The organism is Thioalkalivibrio sp. ALE11 (assembly GCF_000381205.1).
In the GTDB taxonomy this organism is placed as follows: Bacteria; Pseudomonadota; Gammaproteobacteria; order Ectothiorhodospirales; family Ectothiorhodospiraceae; genus Thioalkalivibrio.
Window position 1 is genome coordinate 108,386 of sequence record NZ_KB906167.1, and the last position, 21,395, is coordinate 129,780.

18 protein-coding genes are annotated in these 21,395 nt (G+C 68.8%); 15 read left to right on the forward strand and 3 right to left on the reverse strand.

Annotation, left to right across the window (positions count from 1 at the left end):
* Positions 1–18: 18 nt before the first annotated feature.
* Positions 19–1,071 (forward strand): RNA polymerase sigma factor RpoS, encoded by a 1,053-nt coding sequence (gene rpoS / locus F620_RS0106120; RefSeq protein WP_018870574.1) that lies wholly within the window; start codon positions 19–21, stop codon positions 1,069–1,071.
* 36 nt (positions 1,072–1,107) lie between these two features.
* On the opposite strand, the gene F620_RS0106125 is transcribed toward rpoS, so the two are convergent.
* Positions 1,108–1,506 (reverse strand): Mth938-like domain-containing protein, encoded by a 399-nt coding sequence (locus F620_RS0106125; protein WP_019022365.1) that lies wholly within the window; start codon positions 1,504–1,506, stop codon positions 1,108–1,110.
* A gap of 58 nt (positions 1,507–1,564) precedes the next feature.
* Complete coding sequence (locus F620_RS0106130) at positions 1,565–2,692, reverse strand: metal-dependent hydrolase (protein WP_019569863.1); 1,128 nt, start codon at positions 2,690–2,692, stop codon at positions 1,565–1,567.
* A 75-nt stretch (positions 2,693–2,767) separates the two neighbouring features.
* On the opposite strand from F620_RS0106130, the gene F620_RS0106135 reads away from it, so the two are divergent.
* Positions 2,768–6,502, forward strand: a complete 3,735-nt coding sequence (locus F620_RS0106135) for a hydantoinase B/oxoprolinase family protein (protein ID WP_019569864.1) — start codon at positions 2,768–2,770, stop codon at positions 6,500–6,502.
* A 35-nt stretch (positions 6,503–6,537) separates the two neighbouring features.
* On the opposite strand, the gene F620_RS0106140 is transcribed toward F620_RS0106135, so the two are convergent.
* Entirely contained in the window at positions 6,538–8,943 is a 2,406-nt protein-coding gene (locus F620_RS0106140; protein ID WP_019569865.1) for a DUF1631 family protein, read from the reverse strand.
* 194 nt (positions 8,944–9,137) lie between these two features.
* Between F620_RS0106140 and F620_RS0106145 the strand changes: the two genes are divergently transcribed.
* From F620_RS0106145 to F620_RS14235, 13 genes are all read left to right on the forward strand, one after another.
* Positions 9,138–10,187 carry a cyclopropane-fatty-acyl-phospholipid synthase family protein gene (locus F620_RS0106145; protein WP_019569866.1) on the forward strand — a complete coding sequence of 350 codons (1,050 nt, stop codon included), beginning with the start codon at positions 9,138–9,140 and terminating at the stop codon, positions 10,185–10,187.
* On the forward strand, positions 10,184–10,960 hold the full coding sequence (locus tag F620_RS0106150; RefSeq protein ID WP_019569867.1) for a DUF1295 domain-containing protein: 777 nt from the start codon (positions 10,184–10,186) through the stop codon (positions 10,958–10,960). Before F620_RS0106145 ends, F620_RS0106150 begins: the two co-directional genes overlap by 4 nt.
* A gap of 101 nt (positions 10,961–11,061) precedes the next feature.
* Positions 11,062–11,841: a septum site-determining protein MinC gene (gene minC / locus F620_RS0106155; RefSeq protein WP_051081232.1), complete on the forward strand. Its 780-nt coding sequence runs from the start codon at positions 11,062–11,064 to the stop codon at positions 11,839–11,841.
* Between the two features lie 42 nt (positions 11,842–11,883).
* The gene (gene minD, locus F620_RS0106160; protein ID WP_019022373.1) at positions 11,884–12,693 is read left to right on the forward strand and encodes a septum site-determining protein MinD; all 810 of its coding nucleotides are present in this window, start codon (positions 11,884–11,886) and stop codon (positions 12,691–12,693) included.
* 4 nt (positions 12,694–12,697) lie between these two features.
* Positions 12,698–12,964 (forward strand): cell division topological specificity factor MinE, encoded by a 267-nt coding sequence (gene minE / locus F620_RS0106165; protein WP_018870583.1) that lies wholly within the window; start codon positions 12,698–12,700, stop codon positions 12,962–12,964.
* A gap of 69 nt (positions 12,965–13,033) precedes the next feature.
* Entirely contained in the window at positions 13,034–13,705 is a 672-nt protein-coding gene (locus tag F620_RS0106170; RefSeq protein ID WP_019022374.1) for a type 1 glutamine amidotransferase domain-containing protein, read from the forward strand.
* A 380-nt stretch (positions 13,706–14,085) separates the two neighbouring features.
* On the forward strand, positions 14,086–15,507 hold the full coding sequence (locus F620_RS0106175) for a form I ribulose bisphosphate carboxylase large subunit (RefSeq protein WP_019022375.1): 1,422 nt from the start codon (positions 14,086–14,088) through the stop codon (positions 15,505–15,507).
* 70 nt (positions 15,508–15,577) lie between these two features.
* Complete coding sequence (locus tag F620_RS0106180) at positions 15,578–15,910, forward strand: ribulose bisphosphate carboxylase small subunit (RefSeq protein WP_019022376.1); 333 nt, start codon at positions 15,578–15,580, stop codon at positions 15,908–15,910.
* Positions 15,911–15,996: 86 nt separating this feature from the next.
* Complete coding sequence (locus tag F620_RS0106185) at positions 15,997–19,056, forward strand: CsoS2 family carboxysome shell protein (protein ID WP_019569869.1); 3,060 nt, start codon at positions 15,997–15,999, stop codon at positions 19,054–19,056.
* 121 nt (positions 19,057–19,177) lie between these two features.
* Entirely contained in the window at positions 19,178–20,650 is a 1,473-nt protein-coding gene (locus F620_RS0106190) for a carboxysome shell carbonic anhydrase (RefSeq protein ID WP_026331334.1), read from the forward strand.
* A 16-nt stretch (positions 20,651–20,666) separates the two neighbouring features.
* Complete coding sequence (locus tag F620_RS0106195; RefSeq protein WP_018870589.1) at positions 20,667–20,918, forward strand: carboxysome peptide A; 252 nt, start codon at positions 20,667–20,669, stop codon at positions 20,916–20,918.
* 3 nt (positions 20,919–20,921) lie between these two features.
* Positions 20,922–21,257: a carboxysome peptide B gene (locus F620_RS0106200; protein WP_018870590.1), complete on the forward strand. Its 336-nt coding sequence runs from the start codon at positions 20,922–20,924 to the stop codon at positions 21,255–21,257.
* 44 nt (positions 21,258–21,301) lie between these two features.
* Positions 21,302–21,395, forward strand: a 94-nt coding sequence (locus tag F620_RS14235; RefSeq protein ID WP_038030644.1) for a BMC domain-containing protein, incomplete at its 3' end; no start/stop codon positions are given.

The window sequence follows — 21,395 nt, forward strand, 5'->3', positions numbered from 1 at the left end:
CGACTGGCAGGATCACGCATGAGCGACCCCCGGTACCCGGCCGATCTCGACGGCCGTGAAGGCGAGGATCCGGAATCTCCTCTGGAGGAGCCGGCATTGCATGAACCGGCGGAAGAAGAACGGGTCGAGGACGGTGTGGTCCCCCCGGAAGAAGCCCCCGACCCGGTCGAGGCGGGAACGCCCGAGGACGAGGTTCCGGTGCGTCCGCGCACCCTGCGCGATGCGCGCCCCGCGGAGCTGGACGCCATCCAGCTCTACCTGCGCGACATCGAGTTCCGCCCCCTGCTGACGCCGGACGAGGAACGGCATTACGCGCGTCTGGCACGCCAGGGAGACGAGGCCGGCCGGCGGCGCATGATCGAATGCAACCTGCGTCTGGTGGTGAAGATCGCCCGGCGCTATCTCAATCGCGGTCTGCCGCTGCTGGACCTGATCGAGGAGGGCAACCTCGGGCTGATGCATGCGGTGGAGAAATTCGATCCCGAGCGCGGCTTCCGCTTTTCCACCTATGCCACCTGGTGGATCCGTCAGACCATCGAACGCGCCCTGATGAACCAGGGGCGCACCATCCGCATCCCGGTGCATGTGTCCAAGGAACTGCGTACCCATACGCGGGTGGCGCGCGAACTGGCCCAGGAGCTGGGGCGCGATCCCAGTGAAGAGGAACTGGCCGCGCGCCTGGAAAAGCCGGTGGCCGAGATCCAGAAACTGCGGGCGATGTCCGAACCCTCGACCTCCATGGACCTGCCGCCGGGGCCGGATGGTGATCGCTCATTGACCGACATCCTCGCCGACGTGAATGCGGTGGAACCCTCGTCCATCCTCGAGGATCAGGACATCCAGGATCTGGTGGAGGAATGGCTGGGTCAGCTCGACGAGAAGCAGCGCGAGGTACTGGTGCGCCGTTTCGGTCTGCACGGCTTCGAGCGCTCCACGCTGGAGAAGGTCGGCGCGGAGATCGGGGTCACGCGCGAACGCGTGCGCCAGATCCAGATGGATGCGCTCAAGCGCCTGCGGAGGCTGCTGGAATCGCGCGGGATGAAGGGTGACGAGGTGCTTCCCGGATCCTGAGTGCTGCCGGGCTCCCGAGCGCGGTTGGGCATCGACTCAGTCGCCGGCGGAGGCTTCTGCCGGTTCCACGATCAATGCTGCGGCCACGTCGCGGCCTTCGGCCATGATCAGGTTGTAGGTGCGGCAGGCCGCCGCGGTGTCCATGATCTCCACCCCCAGCTCGCGCCGCTGCAGTTCGCGGCGCAGCTCGCGCGGCGGAAAGCGGCTGACCTCGCCGGTGCCGATCAGCAGGACCTCCGGGGGGTCTTCCAGGACCGGGCCCAGTGCCGCCAGGTCCAGTTCGCCGGCCGCGCGCACTGGCCAGTCCGCATGCAGCGAGCGCGGCCGCACGATCAGACTGGCGTGATAGCCGACATCGTTGATTCCGATCGCACCCGGGGCATGCCCGGTGATGCGATAGGTGACGCCGTCGGAGGTGAGTTCGGAAAACAGCATGGGCCGAACGCTACTCCGCCCGGGCGCCAGGCTCAAGAGCTCGCAGCCGCTGCAGGGATCAGCGGCGCGGCCGGATCGGATCGCCGGGGTGGGCGCCGGGGAGACCCATGCGCATGCGGCAGCGCGGTGGAGGATTGGTCACGAAGTACTCCGGCCCGGCCAGATCGCCCATGCAGCCAATGCGATCGGGCTGGAAGGCGCGCCGCGCCAGCGCGTGCAGGGCGTCGTCCAGCGGCCCTTCCTCGCGCACCCGTTCGCTGCTGATCGGCTGCCATTCACCGTTTTCGCGTTCGGCGATGGCGAAGCCGAAGGGGAAGTAGCCGGGGCCGCCCAGGCGGATGTCGGTGGCGACCAGGCGCGGCGGACGGTCCTCGTCGTACTGCGCGTGAAAGCGCAGGAACGGGCCGCTGAATTCGCGCAGGCGCCGGCCGTCTTCCAGGTCCATCGCGGTTTCCTCGAGTCCGTGCGGATCGCGCCGGAAGGTCTCGAAATCGGGCCGGATCGGCTGGTCGAAGATCCCGACCCAGGCCTCGTGGAAGTGGTCGCCGTTGATGACGGTGACCCGCCAGACCAGCATGTTGAACGGGGTGGGCTGGATCAGCCGGGGCTGTTCCTCCAGTCCGGCCTGGGCCAGCGCGGGCTGGATGTGACGGTCCAGCCACGCCTGCAGGGCCAGGCCGCTGCCGGCGTAGGCGGTGGAAAGCACCAGCCCGGCCACCAGCGCCCGCGGCGCGAAGCGCCAGAAGGCCGCGACGATCACCCCGATCAGTAGCGGCAGGGTGTACAGCGGGTCGATCACGAAGATCGAGGCCGTCCCCACCGGGTCGACTGGCAGCGGCCAGAGGATCTGGGTGCCGTAGGTGGTCAGGGCATCGTTGAGCACGTGGGTGACCAGGACCAGCGCAAAGAACCACCACCAGCGGGCAAAACCGATGTCGCGCGTGGCCGGGATCCGCGAGGCCAGCCCGGCGGCGGCCAGCGAGAACAGCAGCAGCACCGGGATCGAATGGCTGAAACCCCGGTGCAGGGTGAAATCGGAGACCGCATCACCGTAAGCTATGAGGATGTCGAGATCCGGAATCAGGGCGACCAGCGCGCCGAGTACCAGGGCCTTGCGGCCCAGCCGTGAACCGAGGACGAGGCCGCCGACGGCGGCACCGAGACTGGCGTGGGTGACGGGATCCATGGGGGTCTGCGTTTCCCTGCGATGCGTGGGCGGGTGGTCCTGCGACCGGCCGCGGGGCGGCGAGTTCGGGGCGCAATGATGGCGGGCGGCGACGATCACGCACAAGCCCGCGGCCGGCATGCGGATACGCGGGCCTGGGATTTCTGGATTGACCGCGGTGGCACCTTCACCGACATCGTGGGGCGCGACCCCGAGGGCCGGCTGCATTCGCACAAGCTGCTGTCGGAGCACCCCGAGGCCTATGCCGACGCGGCGGTGCAGGGCATCCGCGACCTCCTCGGGCTCGCGCCGGGCGAACCGGTGCCGGCGGCGCGCATACACGAAGTGCGCATGGGCACCACGGTGGCCACCAACGCCCTGCTGGAAGGCAAGGGCGAGCCGGTGGTGCTGGTGATCACCGCGGGCCTGGAGGACGCGCTGCGCATCGGGCATCAGGCGCGCCCGGAGCTGTTCGCGCGCGACATCCGCCTGCCGGTCCCGGTGTACGACCGGGTGGAACCGGTGGACGAGCGCGTGGATGCCGCCGGACGGGTGCTGCGCGCGCCCGATCTGGACGCCCTGCGGTCGCGCCTGCAGGCGGCGCGGGCGGACGGCTATCGCGCGCTGGCGGTGGCCTGCGTGCACGGCTACCGCTTCCCGGCGCACGAGCAGGCGGTGGCCGAGCTGGCGCGCGAGCTGGGCTTCGAGGAGGTGGTCGCCAGCCACGAGGTCAGCGGCCTGATCAAACTGGTGCCGCGCGGCGAGACCGCGGTGGTGGACGCCTTCCTGTCGCCGGTGCTGCGACGCTACGTGCGTCAGGTGACCGCCGAGCTGGGGACGGTACCGCTGCGCTTCATGCAGTCCTCCGGCGGACTGGTGGACGGCGAGCGCTTCCGCGGGCGCGATGCGGTGCTGTCCGGCCCGGCCGGGGGCATCGTCGGTGCGCTGCGCACCGCGGGCCCGCTGGGCTTCGAGCGCCTGATCACCTTCGACATGGGCGGGACCTCCACCGACGTGGCGCATCTGGCGGGCGAGCTGGAGCGGCGTCAGGAGAGCGAGGTGGCCGGGGTCCGCCTGCGCGTGCCGATGCTGGACATTCACACCGTGGCGGCCGGCGGCGGGTCGATCTGCCGGTTCGACGGCATGCGCCTGCGCGTGGGGCCGGAGTCGGCCGGGGCGCAGCCGGGTCCGGCGGCGTACGGTCAGGGCGGCCCGCTGACGGTCACCGACTGCAATCTGCAGCTGGGACGCCTGCGGCCCGAGTATTTCCCGGCGGTGTTCGGGCCGGATCGCGACCGGCCGCTGGATGCCGGGGCGGTGGCGGAGGGCTTCGCCGCGCTGGCGGCCGAGGTGGGGGCCACCCAGGACGAGCCCCCGTCGCCCGAGGCGCTGGCCGAAGGCCTGCTGGAGATCGCGGTGGAACACATGGCGCGCGCGATCAAGACGATTTCGGTGCAGCGCGGGCACGACGTCGGCGGTTATGCGCTGGTCTGCTTCGGCGGGGCCGGCGGGCAGCATGCCTGCCGGGTCGCCGAGCGTCTGGGCATGCGGCACGTGCTGCTGCATCCGCTGGGCGGGGTGCTGTCGGCCTTCGGCATGGGCCTGGCCGAGCTGCGGGCGCTGCACGAGGCGAGCCTGGAATGTCCGCTGGACGGCGATGGCGTGGTGCGGCTGGAGGCGGCGCTGGGCGAGCTGGAGGCCCGGGCCCGGGACGAGCTGACCGGGCAGGGCGTCGAGCCCGCGCAGCTGCGACTGCATCGGCGGATCCAGCTGCGGGTGGAGGGCTCGGATTCGCCCCTGGAGGTGGAGGCCGGGAGCCCGGAGGCAATGCAGCATGCGTTTGCCGAGGCCTGGCGCCGGCGTTACGGCTTCGCCCCGCCGGACCGGCGGCTGGTGGTGGCGGTGGCCGCGGTGGAGGCCGTGGGGCCGGGGGCGGAACACCCCGCGGAAGCGGCGGGCGCCGCCGCGGATGACGAGGCCGCGGCGGGCGAAGCGGAATGCGCGGAACGGGTGTCGATGTTCACCGCAGGGCAGTGGTGCGAGGTGCCGCTGTACCGCCGCGAGGCCCTGAGCCCCGGCATGCGTCTGGAGGGCCCGGCGATCGTGATCGAGGCCACCGGCACGGTGATCCTGGAGCCGGACTGGCGGGGCCGCATGGCCGCGGACGGCACGCTGGTGCTGGAGCACGACCCCGCCGCGGGGGCGCGTGATCGCAAGCGGAGCGAGGATCCGCAGCGTCGCGACCCGGTGCGGCTGGAGGTCTTCAACAACCGCTTCATGGCGATCGCCGACCAGATGGGCTTCACCCTGCAGAACACCGCCCATTCGGTGAACATCAAGGAACGCCTGGATTTCTCCTGCGCGCTGTTTGACGGGGCCGGCCGGCTGGTGGCGAACGCGCCGCACATGCCGGTGCATCTGGGCTCCATGGGGGCCAGCGTGCGCGCGATCGTGGCGGCCTTCGGCGACGACCTGCGTCCGGGCGATACCTACGTGCTCAACGATCCGTTCAACGGCGGGACCCATCTGCCGGACATCACCGTGGTCACGCCGGTGTTCCTGGATGCCGCGGGCGGGGTCACCAGCGATCCGGCGACCCCGGCGGTGCTGCGGTACTTCGTGGCCTCGCGCGGGCATCACGCCGATGTCGGCGGGATCACGCCGGGGTCGATGCCGGCGTTCTCTTCAGCTCCGGAGGAGGAAGGTGTGCGCATCCCGCCCGTGCGGCTGGTGCGCGATGGCCAGTTCGATGGCGAAATCCTCCAGACGCTGCTGACGTCCGGTCCGTGGCCGGCGCGCAATCCGGCGCAGAACCGTGCCGATCTGGAGGCGCAGGTGGCGGCCGATCGGCGCGGTCTGGAGGAACTGGACCGCCTGCTGGGCGAGAGCGGGCCGGCAATGGTGACTGCGAGCATGCAGCATGTGCAGGAGAACGCGGCCGCGGCAGTGCGGCGGCTGATCCCGGAACTGGAGCCCGGCCACTTTCGCTGTAGGCTGGATAACGGGGCGGAGATCGTGGTGTCGGTGACCCCGGATCGGCCCGGATCGGCGGAGGATGCGCGCCTGGTGATCGATTTCGACGGGACCTCGGCCCAGCGCGCGGACAATTTCAACGCGCCGGTGTCCATCGTGCGCGCGGCGGTGCTGTACGTGCTGCGTTGCCTGCTGGACGACCCGGTGCCACTCAACGACGGCTGCCTGGATCCGGTGGAGCTGCGGGTGCCGGAGGGCTGCATGCTCAATCCGGTGCCGCCGGCCGCGGTGGTGGCCGGGAACGTGGAGACCTCGCAGGCGGTGGCCGACGCCCTGTTGGGTGCCCTCGGGGCGCAGGCGGCCGCGCAGGGGACGATGAACAACCTGACTTTCGGCAACGACCGTTACCAGTACTACGAGACCATCGCCGGGGGTGCCGGCGCAGGCCCCGGCCACCACGGCGCCAGTGCGGTGCAGACCCACATGACCAATTCGCGCCTGACCGACCCGGAAGTGCTCGAGAGCCGTTTTCCGGTGCGGGTGGAGCGCTTTGCGCTGCGCACGGGCTCGGGCGGCACGGGGGCCTGGCGGGGCGGCGACGGGGTTATACGCCGTCTGGGTTTCGACGAACCGATGGAACTGACCCTGCTGGCCAATCGCCGCCGCGTGGCGCCGTTCGGCCTGTGCGGCGGTGGCGATGCGGCGGCGGGCGAGGACTGGCTGATCCGCGCGGACGGGCGCCGCGAGCGCCTGCAGGGCTGCGACCGGCGTGCGCTGGAAGCGGGCGATGCGGTGGAGATCCATACACCGGGCGGCGGGGGATACGGGACCCCGCAGACCGACCCGCAGACCGACTAGAGCCGGTCGTTCGGCGGGGCGGCCCGCGCGAGGCGTCAGCCGGTGGCGCCGGCCGATTCCCCCGTGCCCAGCTTCTGCTCCATCAGATGATCGAACAGGGATTCTTCCGGGATGATCTGCGCGCGCCCGGTGCGGAACTCCTGGGCCAGCCCCTGGAGGCTGTGCTGGCGCTTGCTGCGGCCGGCGGCATCGGTGAACAGGAAGCGCCCGGAGTGGGTGCCGCGCCAGACCAGCTTCATGCGCGTGACGCGGGTGCCGGCGGGCGAGGTGAACTGGATCCAGGTGCCCGATTCCAGGCTGTCGGCGGTGTCCACGTGCTCGTCGTCGTGGTCGCGCATCAGCGACGGGTCGTCGTCCGGCAGGCGCGCGGCGGTGGCGAACGGGCTGGCCGCCGAGCGGCCCTCGCTGCGCCGGCCGCGTTCGCGCGAGCGCTCTTCGCCGCCCTTGTCGGAGGCCTGGTCGCGGCGGCTCGCGGCGTCCGTGGAGTCGGTACTGTCCGTTGCGGGGGCTGAGCCGGTCGCCGGTTCCTTTTCTGCCGCCGGTTTCGCCTCTTCGGTATGGCTTGGCTTGCGCCCGGCGGCCATCAGGTGGGCACTGACCAGGTCCGACTTGATGCGGGCACGTTCCTCCGCCGACAGCGGAGCCCGGTCGAGATAGGCGCGGATACGGGCCAGCAGTGGCGCCGAGGACTTGAAGTCCGGGGCCTCGCGCATCAGCTGCAGCAGTTCCTCCAGCAGAGCCAGACCGGCGGGGGACTCCCGGCCGTCGTCGGCTTCCTGGCTGTCATCGGCGGCGGATGCGGCGGTGTCCGCAGGCTGTTCGCCGGGGGTGGCGGCCGGGGTCTCGTCGTCGGTCCCGTCCGTGGTGCCCGTTTCCGCGGCGCCGGCCGGGACGTCGGACGCCCGAGAGGATCCCGGACCGCCGTCCTGCACAGGGGCCGGCGCGGTGGCGGCGTCCGTACTGCCCTGCGATTCAGGGGCTGTCGCCACGCGGGCGGTCTCCTCCGCGGTGAGCAGCGGGACCCAGGCGTCCATCAGCTGCTGGCGGGCCTGGTCGGGCAGGCCGCGTCCGGCGGTTTCCACGGTCTGGTGGACGGTGGTCTCCATCTGCCAGGAGACCTCGATCCGGGTCTCCTCCTGTTCCGCCTCCCGACGTTCCTCGGCCACCTCGGTTTCGATCTCGGATTCGACCTGCTCGAGGTCTTCGCGCAGGGCCTGCAGCGCGCTCTGATAGGCGTCGGCACTGTCGAGACCGGCACCCCGCAGACGCTCGACGTGTTCCGCGACCAGCCGCGCCAGTGGCAGTTCGCGGGCGTCTTTGAGGTCGAGATCGGGGTCCACGCGCAGGGCGATATTGAGCAGCTGACCGGTCATCTGGCGTGCCGGGTGCTGCTTGTCGCGGAAGAAGCTGCTGTCGCGCAGGGAGATGCGCACCAGCGGCAGCTGCAGATCGGCCAGGGGTTCGCGCAGCGCCGGGTTGAGATCGTCGCGCTTGAGGATCAGGTCGAACAGGCCTTGCAGCAGGTCCATGATGAACGGCTCCAGCGACTCGCGGCTGGGGGCATTCTGGACCATGGTGGCCACGGCCAGCGTGCCCGGCATGCCCTGCGGCATGGCTCCGCCCTCGGCGGGGACCATGCCGCGCTCCCCGGCCGGCACCACGTAGCCGAACTGGCCCCAGTGGCCGGCGGGGGCGGCCGGTCCCGGCTCGTGCCGGGCCGTCGCGGTGGTCGCCGGGCCGGCGTGCGCTGGCGGCTCTTCTGTCCCGGCCCGGGTGGCTCCGCCGCCGGTGCTCCGCGTGCGCGCCACGGGACCCGTTTCGGGGACAGCCAGCCCCGCTTCGCCAAAGGCACGGAGCAGCGCCTGCATCTCCGGCTGCAGGTCGCGGACCACGTCGCGGTCGAACCAGTGCAGCAGCATCAGACAGTCTTCGGGGGGCAGGGGGACGGCTTCGACGGCCTGAAGGAAGGCATCCCCGAGGGCATGCGGATGCCAGGGGGCCGCCTCCGGGGATGCTGCGAGCCGGTAATCCCGCGTGAGCTGCTCCAGGGCGTCGATCTCTTCCGACATCACCGAGCGCGCCCCGGCGACTACCTTGCGCAGGGCGACTTCGCGTTCGGTGGCCTCCTGGTCCATCACGCTCAGCTCGAGGCCGACATCGTCGGCGCCGGGGTTCGTGCCCGAGGGCGGCTGTGCCGGGGTCAGTCGTTCCGCCAGTCCGCTGCGGAACTGAACGAGCACGGATTGAGCCGCCATGCGAATCTGCCGCGACAGCATCATGTTCTGCTGCGCGCGCTGGGAATCGATCGCCTTCTCGGCCGAGTCCATCAGGCGGTCGTCGAGCTCGTTCATGAAAGCGCGGTTCTTTTCCTCGAGCGCATCCATGAACGGGGTCCAGACGCGCTGCAGCAGCCGGGGCGGGATTCGGTAGGTCTGGGCCATGATCACGTGGAAATTGAGCGTTGGGTCTCACTCTATCACCGCTGTCGGGGGGCGAGGGGTGACCGCGGTCACGTCAAACCCGACGTCTGGCGGGGTTGTGATCGGCGGGTCGCGCGGAACCGGGTCGGCCGCAGTCGGTCCATGGTGTTGCGGACCGGGGCCTTCGGCCCGGGCACCGGCAGATGGAGGGGACGATGGAGCGACTGATTGACTGGGCCGAGCGCGGCTGGTTGCCGGATGCGGCCATCCGTGCCGGGATCCGGCATCTGCTGCGGCGGCGGCTGCGCGAGAGTGGCGGGTCGCCGGAGACCCTGTGTGCACGGCGCGAGGCGCTGGTGCGGGCGATGCGGGAGGCGCCCGTCGCGCTGTCCACCGATACCGCCAACGAACAGCATTACGAGCTGCCGACCGAGTATCTCGAGGCGTGCCTGGGGCCGTGGATGAAGTATTCCTCCGGCTGGTGGCCGGAAGGCGTGGACGATCTGGCCGGGGCCGAGGCGGCGATGCTGCAGCTGACCACCGAGCGCGCCGGGCTGGCCGACGGCCAGCGGATCCTGGAACTGGGCTGCGGATGGGGGTCGCTGTCGCTGTGGATGGCGGAACAGTTCCCGCGGGCCTCGATCCTGGCGGTGTCCAATTCGGCGACCCAGCGCGCGGCGATCGAGCACCGGCGCGATGCCCTCGGCCTGACCAACCTGGAGGTGGTCACCGCCGACATGAACGATTTCAGTCCTCCGTACGGCGACTTCGACCGGGTGGTTTCCGTCGAGATGTTCGAACATATGCGCAACTGGCCGGAGCTGTTCCGTCGCATCCATGACTGGCTGCGCCCGGGCGGGTGGTTCTTCATGCATGTGTTCGCCCATCGCGACCGCGCCTATTTCTTCGAGACCGACGGTGACGCGGACTGGATGGCCCGGCACTTCTTTCGCGACGGGCTGATGCCGTCCGAGGATCTGGTGCACCACTTCCAGGAGCATCTGCGGGTACGTGACCAGTGGCGGGTGGGCGGCGAACACTATGCGCGCAGTCTGAACGCCTGGCTGCAGCGTCAGGATGCCGCCCGCGAACGGCTGTTGCCGCTGTTCTCCCGGACGCCGGATGCGACGGAGGCGGCGCGGGTCTTCCAGCGCTGGCGGATGTTCTACATGGCCTGCGCCGAGCTGTTCGCCCGGGACGGCGGGGGTGAGTGGTTCGTCTCGCATACCCTGCTGGAACGCCCGCTGCGGGGGGGCGCGGAATGAGCCTTTCGGTCGCTTTTCTTTGGGGGCTGCTGGCGGCGCTGGGTCTGATGACCCTGGTCTGGGGCGCGGCGATGCGTCGCCGCGACGCCAGCCTGGTGGATCGTTTCTGGGGTATCGGCTTCATCGTCGTCGGCGTCCTGTGGTGGGGGATGGCCGGGTTCCCGGCAGCGGGACTGTGGATGCTGGTGCCGGTGGTCCTGTGGGGTCTGCGCCTGTCGGCCTACATCACCTGGCGCAACTGGGGCCATGGCGAGGACACGCGGTACACCGCGATGCGCGGAGAGCTGAGCGATGCGGCCTTCGCGCGCCGCAGCCTGGTCACGATCTTCGGTCTGCAGGGTGCGCTGGTGGCGGTGATCGGCCTCCCGGTGCTGGCGGGGGTCAGTGCGCAGTCGATGCAGCCGCTGCTGCTGGCGGCGGGCCTCGCGGTATGGGCCTTCGGTTTCGTCTTCGAGACCGTGGCCGATCTGCAGATGGCCCGCTTCCGCGCCGATCCGCAGCGGCGCGGCGAGGTCATGGACCGGGGACTGTGGCGCTACAGCCGCCATCCCAACTACTTCGGCGAGATCGTGGTGTGGGTGGGCTACGGCCTGCTGGCGCTGGCGGCCGGCGGCTGGTGGGGTATCCCGTCGGCGGTTCTGATGATCGTTCTGATCCTGCGGGTATCCGGGGTGACGCTCCTCGAATCGCACCTGCACGAGACCCGCCCGGGTTATGCCGACTACGTTGCACGGACCCCGGCGCTGATCCCGGGGCGCCCGCGCCGGCGCTGAGCGACGCACAGGCTTGCCGGACCCGGGGCCGGCACGCTATAAATGCGCGATTCCGCCCCGTCCGGGGCGACGCCGACCATCCTCCGAACGTGGAACCGAGCATGAGCGCTTCCCCCAGCTCCGTCCAGGCCATGGAACTCAAGGGCCGCATGCTGCTGGTCTCGGTGCTGCGGGTGCACGACGCCGAGCCGCACAACCTGGGCAACATGCTCGCCGCGCGACGCGACGAGGCGCCCGATCTGATGCGCGACATGCCCATTGTGCTGGATCTGCAGCCGGTGGCGGATGCCGGGGACGCCGCGCTGCGCGCGGTTGTGCAGCAGGTGCGGGCCGCGGGCTTTCGCCTGATCGGGCTGCAGGACGGCGAGGCGGCGCAGGCGCTTGAAGCGGCGGATGCCGCCGGACTGCCGCCGCGTCTGGCCATGGGTGGCCGCGGCGGTTCCGGCGAAGTGGCCCTGGGCGAGGGCCGTGCGCGGCGGGAGGCCCCATCCGCGGAGGCCGCGGAGGAAGGCGATTCCGCGGCGTCGGCTTCGGCGGCGCCGGTGGCGGTGCACAGCGCGACACGCGTGGTGGACCAGCCGGTGCGCTCGGGGCAGCAGGTCTACGCACGCGGCGGGGATCTGCTGGTGACGGCTCCGGTGTCCGCCGGTGCGGAGCTGCTGGCGGATGGCCACATCACTGTACTGGGGCCGTTGCGTGGCCGCGCCCTGGCCGGCGTGCGCGGGCTGGTGAGCGCGCGGATCTTCTGTCGCCGCCTGGAGGCCGAGCTGCTGTCGATCGGTGGACACTACCGGATTGCCGAAGACATCACGGAAGCCGAGCGCGGCGACAACCGGCTGGTGACACTGGCGGGCGAAAGCCTCAACATCACGGAGTCCTGAGCGGATTCCGCTTCCCTCGATTCTCAAGGAGACGCAGCCAACATGGCACGTATCGTAGTGGTGACTTCCGGCAAGGGGGGCGTGGGCAAGACCACGACCTCGGCCGCGATCGCGACCGGCCTGGCCCAGCGGGGCCACAGGACCGCAGTGATCGATTTCGATGTCGGTCTGCGCAATCTCGACCTGATCATGGGCTGCGAGCGGCGCGTGGTTTATGACTTCGTCAACGTGATCAACGGTGACGCGAACCTGAAACAGGCGCTGATCCGCGACAAGCGGGTCGAGAATCTGCACATCCTTCCCGCATCGCAGACTCGCGACAAGGAAGCGCTGACCGAGGATGGCGTAGAGCGCGTGCTCGGCGAGATGGCGGAAGAGTTCGATTACATCATCTGCGACAGCCCGGCCGGCATCGAGCGGGGTGCCCTGATGGCTGCCTATCACGCCGACGAGGCGGTGGTGGTCACCAATCCCGAGGTGTCCAGCGTGCGTGACTCGGACCGGATCCTGGGGATTCTCGCCTCCAAGACCCGCAAGGTGGAACAGGGCGGCGATCCCATGCCCGGGCGCCTGCTGCTGACCCGTTATTCCCCCGAGCGGGTGGAGCGCGGGGAGATGCTCAGCATCGAGGACGTGGGGGAGATCCTGGCGATCGACCTGCTGGGCGTGATTCCGGAATCCCAGGCGGTGCTGAATGCCTCCAACGCGGGGCAGCCGGTCATCCTGGACGCGGAGTCGGATGCCGGGCAGGCGTACGACGATGCCGTCGGCCGCTTCCTGGGCGAGGAGCGTCCGCTGCGTTTCGTGGACGTGCCGAAGCGGGGCTTCTTCGGCCGTTTGTTCGGAGGCTGAGTCCATGGGCATCTTCGATTATTTCCGTCAGCCACGGCAGAAGAGTGCGAACGTTGCGAAGGAGCGCCTGCAGATCATCGTGGCGCGCGAGCGCGCGGCGCGTTCCGGCCCGGACTACCTCCCGGCAATGCAGCAGGAGCTGCTGCAGGTGATCCGCAAATACGTCGAAGTGGACGACGACGCGGTGCAGATGAACGTCGATCGCGAAGGGGACTGCGAGGTGCTCGAGCTCAACATCACTCTGCCCGACCATGAGGAAGGGGCCCGCTGAGGCAACTGCGGGAACGTGGCCGATCCACCGTTTGTCCACCACGGACAACCATCGGAAGGAGACGGCGCCATGATGCAGACCATCCTGATCGTGACCACCAGTCACGACGAGCTCGCCCCGGGGCATGCGACCGGACTCTGGTTTGACGAATTCGCAGACCCCTATCAGCGGTTTCGCGAGGCCGGATACGAGATCAAGGTCGCCAGTCCCCGGGGCGGCCCGGTTCCGCTGGACCCGCGGAGCCTCGAGGCGGCCCACCCCGGGCCCGCGGCGGCGACCGCGCAACAGGCCCTGGATGACACCATCCCGCTGGATGCGTCGGTGCAGCACGAGCAGTACGCAGCGCTGTTCTTCCCCGGCGGGCACGGCACCATGTTCGATCTGCCGGATAATCCGCATGTCCAGCGGCTGGTCGTCGAATTCCTCGAGCACGACAAGGTACTCGGCGCGGTTTGCCATGGCCCGGCCTGTCTGGTGGGCGCCATGCTCCAGGATGGCAGCCCCGCGGTCTCCGGCCGGCGGGTGGCCGCCTTCACGAACAGCGAAGAAAAAGGCGTCGGTCTCGATGCCGCGGTCCCCTTTCTGCTGCAGGATCGTCTGGAGGCTCGCGGTGGCAAGGTGGACGCCGCCGACGACTGGGCGGAACACGTGGTGGTTGATGGCCGCCTGGTGACCGGACAGAACCCGCAGTCGGCGCGGGCGGTCGCCGACGCCATGGTGCGCCTGTTGCGCGGCACCTGACACCTCCCGGGCCCTTCCCGGAGTCGCCCGGCGTCCCGGGCGGCTCCGTTTCTTCCCTTCGTCACCCCTCGCATCCCCTATCCCTTCGTCGCAGTCCAGGCCGGCGTGCTGCGGGTGCCTGCCGGCCGGCGTCCGCGAAACCGTGTCGTCATTGGCATGCACCGTCCGGGGTTTTCGGCTAGAATCGCGGGCGGCTCATCAGCGGGAGCGTGCGGGAAAGGTCGCGTGCCCCCCATCGCCGGGAACCCGTAAACGACGGATCCCGGGAAACCATAGATGAACGTCAATCGGTCGTATCTAGATTATTTATTTGTTATTAGTGGTTAACCTTCCTAACCTAGGCGACCGTCACGATTAACCAACGCGTAGGAGAAAGCCACATGGCCGCCAAGAAGTACTCCGCGGGTGTCAAGGATTACCGCGAAACCTACTGGATGCCGGAATACATGCCGCTGGATACCGACCTGCTGGCATGCTTCAAGATCACCCCGCAGCCGGGCATCGACCGCGAAGAAGCCGCAGCCGCCGTGGCCGCCGAGTCCTCCACCGGGACCTGGACGACGGTGTGGACCGACCTCCTTACCGATATGGACTACTACAAGGGCCGTGCCTACGCCGTCGAGGACGTGCCGGGTGACGACGAGTCCTTCTACGCGTTCATCGCCTATCCGATCGATCTGTTCGAGGAAGGCTCGGTGGTGAACGTGTTCACCTCGCTGGTGGGCAACGTGTTCGGGTTCAAGGCCATCCGTGCCCTGCGCCTGGAAGACGTGCGTTTCCCGATTGCCTACGTGAAGACCTGCGGTGGTCCGCCTGCCGGTATTCAGGTCGAGCGTGACAAGATGAACAAGTACGGCCGGCCGCTGCTGGGCTGCACCATCAAGCCCAAGCTGGGTCTGTCGGCCAAGAACTACGGGCGTGCGGTCTACGAGTGCCTGCGTGGCGGTCTCGACTTCACCAAGGACGACGAAAACATCAACTCGCAGCCGTTCATGCGCTGGCGCGAGCGTTTCGAGTTCGTGCAGGAAGCGACCGAGAAGGCCGAAGCCGAAACCGGCGAGCGCAAGGGTCACTATCTGAACGTGACCGCGCCGACCCCGGAAGAGATGTACAAGCGTGCCGAGTTCGCAAAGGAGATCGGCGCGCCGATCATCATGCACGACTACATCACCGGCGGTTTCTGCGCCAACACCGGCCTGGCCAACTGGTGCCGCGACAACGGCATGCTGCTGCACATCCACCGTGCGATGCACGCCGTCCTCGACCGTCATCCGAAGCACGGTATCCACTTCCGCGTGCTGGCGAAGATCCTGCGCCTGTCCGGCGGTGATCACCTGCACACCGGTACCGTGGTCGGCAAGCTGGAAGGCGACCGTGCCGCGACCCTCGGCTGGATCGACATGCTGCGCGAATCCTTCGTCCCGGAAGATCGCTCCCGCGGTATCTTCTTTGATCAGGACTGGGGCTCCCTGCCGGGCGTGTTCGCGGTGGCCTCCGGTGGTATCCACGTCTGGCACATGCCGTCGCTGGTCACCATCTTCGGCGACGACTCCGTGCTGCAGTTCGGCGGCGGTACGCTGGGCCATCCGTGGGGCAACGCCCCGGGTGCGACGGCCAACCGCGTGGCGCTGGAAGCCTGCGTCCAGGCCCGTAACGAAGGCCGCGACGTCGAGCGCGAAGGCAAGGAGATCCTCACCCAGGCCGCGCAGCACAGCCCCGAGCTGAAGATTGCGATGGAAACCTGGAAGGAGATCAAGTTCGAGTTCGACACCGTCGACAAGCTCGATTCCCAGCACAAGTGATCGCCCGAGTGCGGACGGCCGCTGGCGGCGCCGTCCGCACCCTGAACGAACCAGACACAGGATGACCGACATGTCCGATATTCAGAACTTCAAGCCGGTGCAGAAGTACGAAACCTTCTCCTACCTGCCGGAGATGAACGCCGACCAGGTGCGCAAGCAGATCGAATACTGCCTCGCGCAGGGCTGGAACCCCTCCGTGGAGTACTCCGAGAAGGAGCACGCCATGTCCCCCTACTGGTACATGTGGAAGCTGCCCTTCTTCGGTGAGCAGTCGGTGGAAGCCGTGCTGCAGGAAATCGAAGAGTGCCGTCGCAGCAATCCCGGCATGATGGTGCGCTTCGTCGCGTACGATAACTACGCCCAGAGCCTGGGCATGGCCTTCGTGGTCGATCGCGGCCGCTGATCCGGCTGCGGCCGGGTCGGCTGTCGCCGGCCCGGCCATTCCATACAGGGTTTTACTGTTGCCGTCGCCAACTGTAAGGAAGTGCCATGAGTAATCCGACATCCGCGTCTGCAGGCCTCTCCGGTCGCGAGCTGGCCCGCGAACGGCGCAAGGCCATGTCCCGCAATGGCAAGGCCGCCGTGAAGGGCTCGAACCAGGGCGTCTCGCGGTCCCAGGTGGTTCGTCAGAACCCCGCGCCCGCGGCGCCTGCGCCCGAGCCGGCTCCCTCGGCCCCGGAATCGGGGCGTGAGTCCGACGCGCCCGCGCAGCCCGAGCCCCGGTTCGCCGAACCGCGGGCGGAGCGGCAGACCGATGGGTCCGACGCGCCGCCTCCGGGCGCCCACCAGGGTGCCTCCAACGGGCGTCAGGCCGCGCTCGAGCGTCGGCAGAAGATGGCACGTCAGGGCAAAAAGGCCCTGGGGCGGGGCAGCACGCGCGGCTCGGGCGGATTTGCCCGGGCCGGCTCCGAACGCTCGCGGCAGCTCGAAGTCCTTGCGCAGAGCCAGGACGTTGACTGCGAGAACATGAGCGGCCGCGAGATCTGCCGCCTGCGCCGTCAGGCGCTGGCGCAGAACGGCAAGAAGGCGATGGCGACCGAACCGCGGCGCGAGGATCGTCTGCGTGGCCGTGAGCGCGACCCGGAACCGCCGCGCCCGACGCGTCCGCCGCGGGAGGCCGCGCGGCAGCCGGAATCGCCGGCGGCCGATGAATCCGCCGAACGTGCGGGAGAGGCGCTGGACCAGGGGCTGGATCGCCTGTGCGAGCAGGTGGAACAGCGTCAGGACGAGAACGATCGCGAGATCAAGCCGATGATCTCCGACGTGCGGGCCATCTGCATGGCGCGCCGGGACGCAATGGCGAGCCAGGGCAAGAAGGCGCTGCGTCGGCGTTATCAGGCCGGCACCAAGCGGCCTTCCGATCTGCCGCGCGAGGGCTCGTGGAAAGCGGCCCAGCGCAAGGGCATGACGACCCGGGAGATCGCGCGTCAGCGGCGCCAGGAACTGTGCAGCATTGGCCGCGGTTCGTCCGAGCCGGGCCGGCCTTGCGGCCGGCCGCGGCACGACGCCCAGCATGATGCGCCGCCGAAAGTCGAGGAAGGGACCACCCTTTCCGGCGGGCACGTGAGCGGCACCCAGGTCGAGAGCACTTATGCCGTGACCGGTGGCGAAGCCGGCAGCTGCTACGACGTGACCGGGACCGAATACCTGGGCGCGGAACATTTCGATCGCTACTGCGGGACGCTCCCGGAGGCCCATTCGCCCAAGGTCGGCCATTCGCATACGAGCCACGGGCAGGAAGTCAGTGGAACCGAGGTGGGGCGGTCCCGCCAGGTCACCGGCGACGAGCGCGGCAGTTGCGAGGCGATCACCGGCACCGAGTATCTCAGTACGGAACAGTACGAGGGCTTCTGCGGCACGCGTCCGGCACCCGGCACTCTGCGCACCGGCGTGATGCACACCGGTCGCGGCGAGGATGTCTCCGGCACGACGGTCGGTCGCAGTCCGAAGGTAACTGGTGATGAGTCGGGTTCCTGCCGGAGCGTGACCGGGACCGAGTATCTGAATACCCGCGACAGTGAGGTTCCCTGCACGGGAAAGCCTGACGGAGCGCCGGCGCGGGCCGGTGTGATGCACACCCTGCGGGGTCGTGAACTGACCGGCACCGACGTCGGGCGCTCCTCTCCAGTGACGGGTGTTGAACACGGGGACTGCAAGCCCGTGACGGGTACGGAATACCTGGGTAGCGAGGACTTCCAGCGCTGCGGGACGCGCGGCGAACCGGCGGCCTCCCGTGTCAGCGAGATGCACACCGCGCACGGCCGGTCCGTGACCGGTGTGGCCGTGGATCGCAGTCCGCGGGTGACCGGAGACGAGACGGGTTCCTGCGCCTCGCTGACGGGGACGCCTTACTACAACCGGGCCAATTTTGCGGAGCTCTGCGAGCAGCCGGCGGCCGGTGGCGTCCACAAGGTCGGCGTGATGCATACCCTGCATGGCGGCGAGGTGTCGGGAACGCGGGTGGAATCCTCCAGTCGCATCACCGGCGATGAATACGGGGGCTGCAAGCCCATTACCGGGACGGAATACGTGGGATCCGATCATTACGAAACACTGTGCGGCACCACGCCGGAAGCCGGCCCGGACAAGGTCACGATGAGCCGTACCTGGAAGCAGCAGGGGGTCTCGGGCCCGGCGATGGGACCGTCCTCGCGCGTGACCGGCGATGAGTACGGGGCGTGCAAGCCGATCAGCGGCACCTCGTACGTGGGTCCGGACCAGTATCAGCAGTACTGTGCCCCCGAGGAAGCGCGTTCGGCCGGCGTGCGCGTCGCACAGCGGCATTCGACCCCGGGGCACGCCGTTTCCGGCAGTCAGCCGGGTTATGACGACCGGGTGACCGGAACCGAACACGGTGCTTGCCAGGACGTTTCCGGCGCGCCCTATGTCGGTGCCGACGAATTCGCGTCCACCTGCGCCAATGTGGCCGGCGACCTGCATCCCCGCCTGCGTCCGGAAGGATTCGAAGGGAACGCGGTGATGCAGACCACCGCTGCATACCAGGCCGCCCCGGCGGCGGGTGATGCCGAAGTGCCGGCGCGCGGCTTCAGTGTGCCGTCTCCGGCCCGCGAGGCGCGTGAACGGCGCGTGACGGGTACGGCCTACGGTTCGAGCGGATCCATCACGGGCTCGGTGAACAAGGCGGTGGGCCTGGTGTCCGGCACCGAGGAGTTCCGTTACGGCGAGGCGCGTGCCCGGGCAGGCGCCCCCATGGCGATGGCCCAGGCTCAGGCCCGGGCGGCGATGGCGGAGGTTCAGGCTGCGGAGCAGGACCGTGCCGGTGCCGACCGCGTGACCGTCAATGGCGCCGGTGGAGATTTCGCGATCACCGGTGACGACTGGCAGCGCGGGGATTCGGTGACCGGCACGGAAGGCTTTTCGACCCGGCGCAACGTCAGCATGCGCGGAAATCCGCGGGGCGAGGGCAGCAGTGCCTGGAGCAACCGCGAGCTCGAACGCAAGGAAGTGCCCCCGAGCCGGATCACCGGTTCCTCGGGCAGTACGGACGCCGGGTCGCTGGTGACCCTGTCCGGTGGCGCCCGCGGCTGATTCGGGGAGTCGGGAGCTCATGGTCGTTCGCCGTCGCCGCAAACCGACGTCTCTGCGCCCTCGCGGGAGTGTGAGCGGGCGTGGGGCGGTCTCGGGGTCGCCAGCTCAACGCGCACCTTTGGTGGGTACGGAGTCGGAGGCCGGGCCCGAGCTCGGAGAGGTCGGGCGTTATGCGCCGGTGGACGACGGCAGCGGTGTGCGGCCGGGCCATCCGCTGGCGGATGTGCGCGGCAATGAACGCCTGCAGGCGTTTGAACAGGGGTTCCGGGATCGCTTCGCCGACCTGATACCGGTGCTGCGTGAGATCCATGCAATGCAGCACGAAAAGGATTTCGCCGAACGGGCTCAGTCGCTGGCTGAACGTCGGCTGGGCGTCCGCCTGCCGCGGCAGGTGCTTGAGGACGCCTGGATCAATCATCTGGATACGCGGCGGCTGTACCTCGATGGGAGTTTCCGGCTGTTTGACCGGATGGTGAACGAGTACTGGGCAGGCCGCGACGATCTGGTGGCCGAAGCGGAGTCGGCGATCGCGTGGTTCCTGGACTGCGATTTCCACGAGGTGGATATCTCGCCGTGCTCCGATGGCCGCCTGCTGGGCCTGCGGCGTTTTATCCTGCGCCTGCCGGACATGGCGGTGCGGGTGAAGAGCTACGCGGGCGCGCTTTTCGATATCGAGGAGGACGTTCGGCACTGGACCAAGCGGGAGCTGTTGCGGTTTCGTGAAGGGCGCCCGACGACGGCCGACGTGCCGAGCCGGTACCTGAAGGTGGCGGCGTACCATTACAGCAGTGCAGACCCGGATCACCAGGGCTGCACCGCTCATGCTTCCTGTGAACGGGAGGCGGCGGACGCCGCGCTGCGGCAGCTGCGGGCGTTTCGGCAGGCGGTGGAAAACACCTACTGCTGCGGCGCGTCGGTGGACACCCTGCTGATCGGGGTGGACACGGACACGGATGCCATCAAGGTCCACGTGCCGGATGGCGACACGCGGATGAGCCTGTACCGCTTTGTGGACAGCGCGGCGCTGTACCGCGAGACGCAGGACATGAATGAACAGGACGCGTCGCTGGCGGTATATCGCGCGATTCAGGACACGGTGCATCAGCAGGGCTGGGGTACCGGGAACGGGGCGCCGCACGAAGGAATGCTGCGATTCATCTCGCGGCTGCTGATGAACAACCTGTCGCAGCTGGATTACGTCGCCCGCTATCACGGTGGCCATTACGCCGACGTCGGGCATCGCGAACGGATGATCATCGTGGGCCAGGAAGTAGAAGAGATGCAGGTGCGCAACTTCGCCTACATCGCCCATCTGGACACCATGGAAGAGGGTGCCGAGAGCATGGATGTCGGCGTGAACAAGGTGTTCCGCAAGCTGAACGTGGAACGTGGTCTGCCGGTGCCGGTGGTGGTGCATTTCCGCTACGACCGCAAGGTGCCCGGCTCGCGCGAGCGGGTGGAGGCCCGCTGCCGGCGGGTACGCGACGAGATCATGAAGCGCTATCGGGACCTGTCCGAAAAGGGACTGATCGGCTGCCACATGGTGATTCGGGACAAGCGCAGTGGTTCGCAGCTGGAGCCGCTGGAGGCCTGAGGCCAACGGGAACGACATGAAGATCTGCAAGGTAGAGAAAACGCTGGTATCGACCAATCGCATTCGCGATCTGGGACATCGGCCCCTGCTGGTGGTGCAGGAGAAGGTCGGCGGTCCGCGGACCGTGGCGGTGGACGCCGTTGGCTGCGTGCCGGGGGACTGGGTGATCGTGGTGGGCTCGTCGGCGGCGCGGGAAGCGGCCGGGGACAAGTCCTACCCCAGTGATGCGACGATCGTCGGGATCATCGATCACTGGGAGGAGCAGTAACCCATGGACATCATGCGCGTGGAGGACGAGCTGACGGTGACCCGTCGGGTCGATGGCCTGAAAACGGCGTCCCTGCGCGTGCTGGTGGATGCGAAGGGCGGTCGCGCGGTCGCGGTGGATCCGGTCGGTGCGCACCCGGGGAACTGGGTGTTCACGATCAGCGGATCGGCCGCGCGCCTGGCGCTGGACGACAATTCGATCCTGACCGACCTGACGATCGGGGGGATCATTGATTACTGGGATGACGGCAGTGACGACACGTCGTCGTCGACCAGGGACAAGGCTGGGCAGGACCAGACCGATACCGGGCGCTCGGATGGCGGACGCAGGGCCGCGTGAGCGTCGAATTTTCGAAGTAACCGTAACTCCGGGAGAAAATAGCAATGGCGAGTGAAAACTTTGGTGTGGCCCTGGGCATGATCGAGACCCGCGGTCTGGTTCCGGCGATCGAGGCGGCGGATGCGATGACCAAGGCCT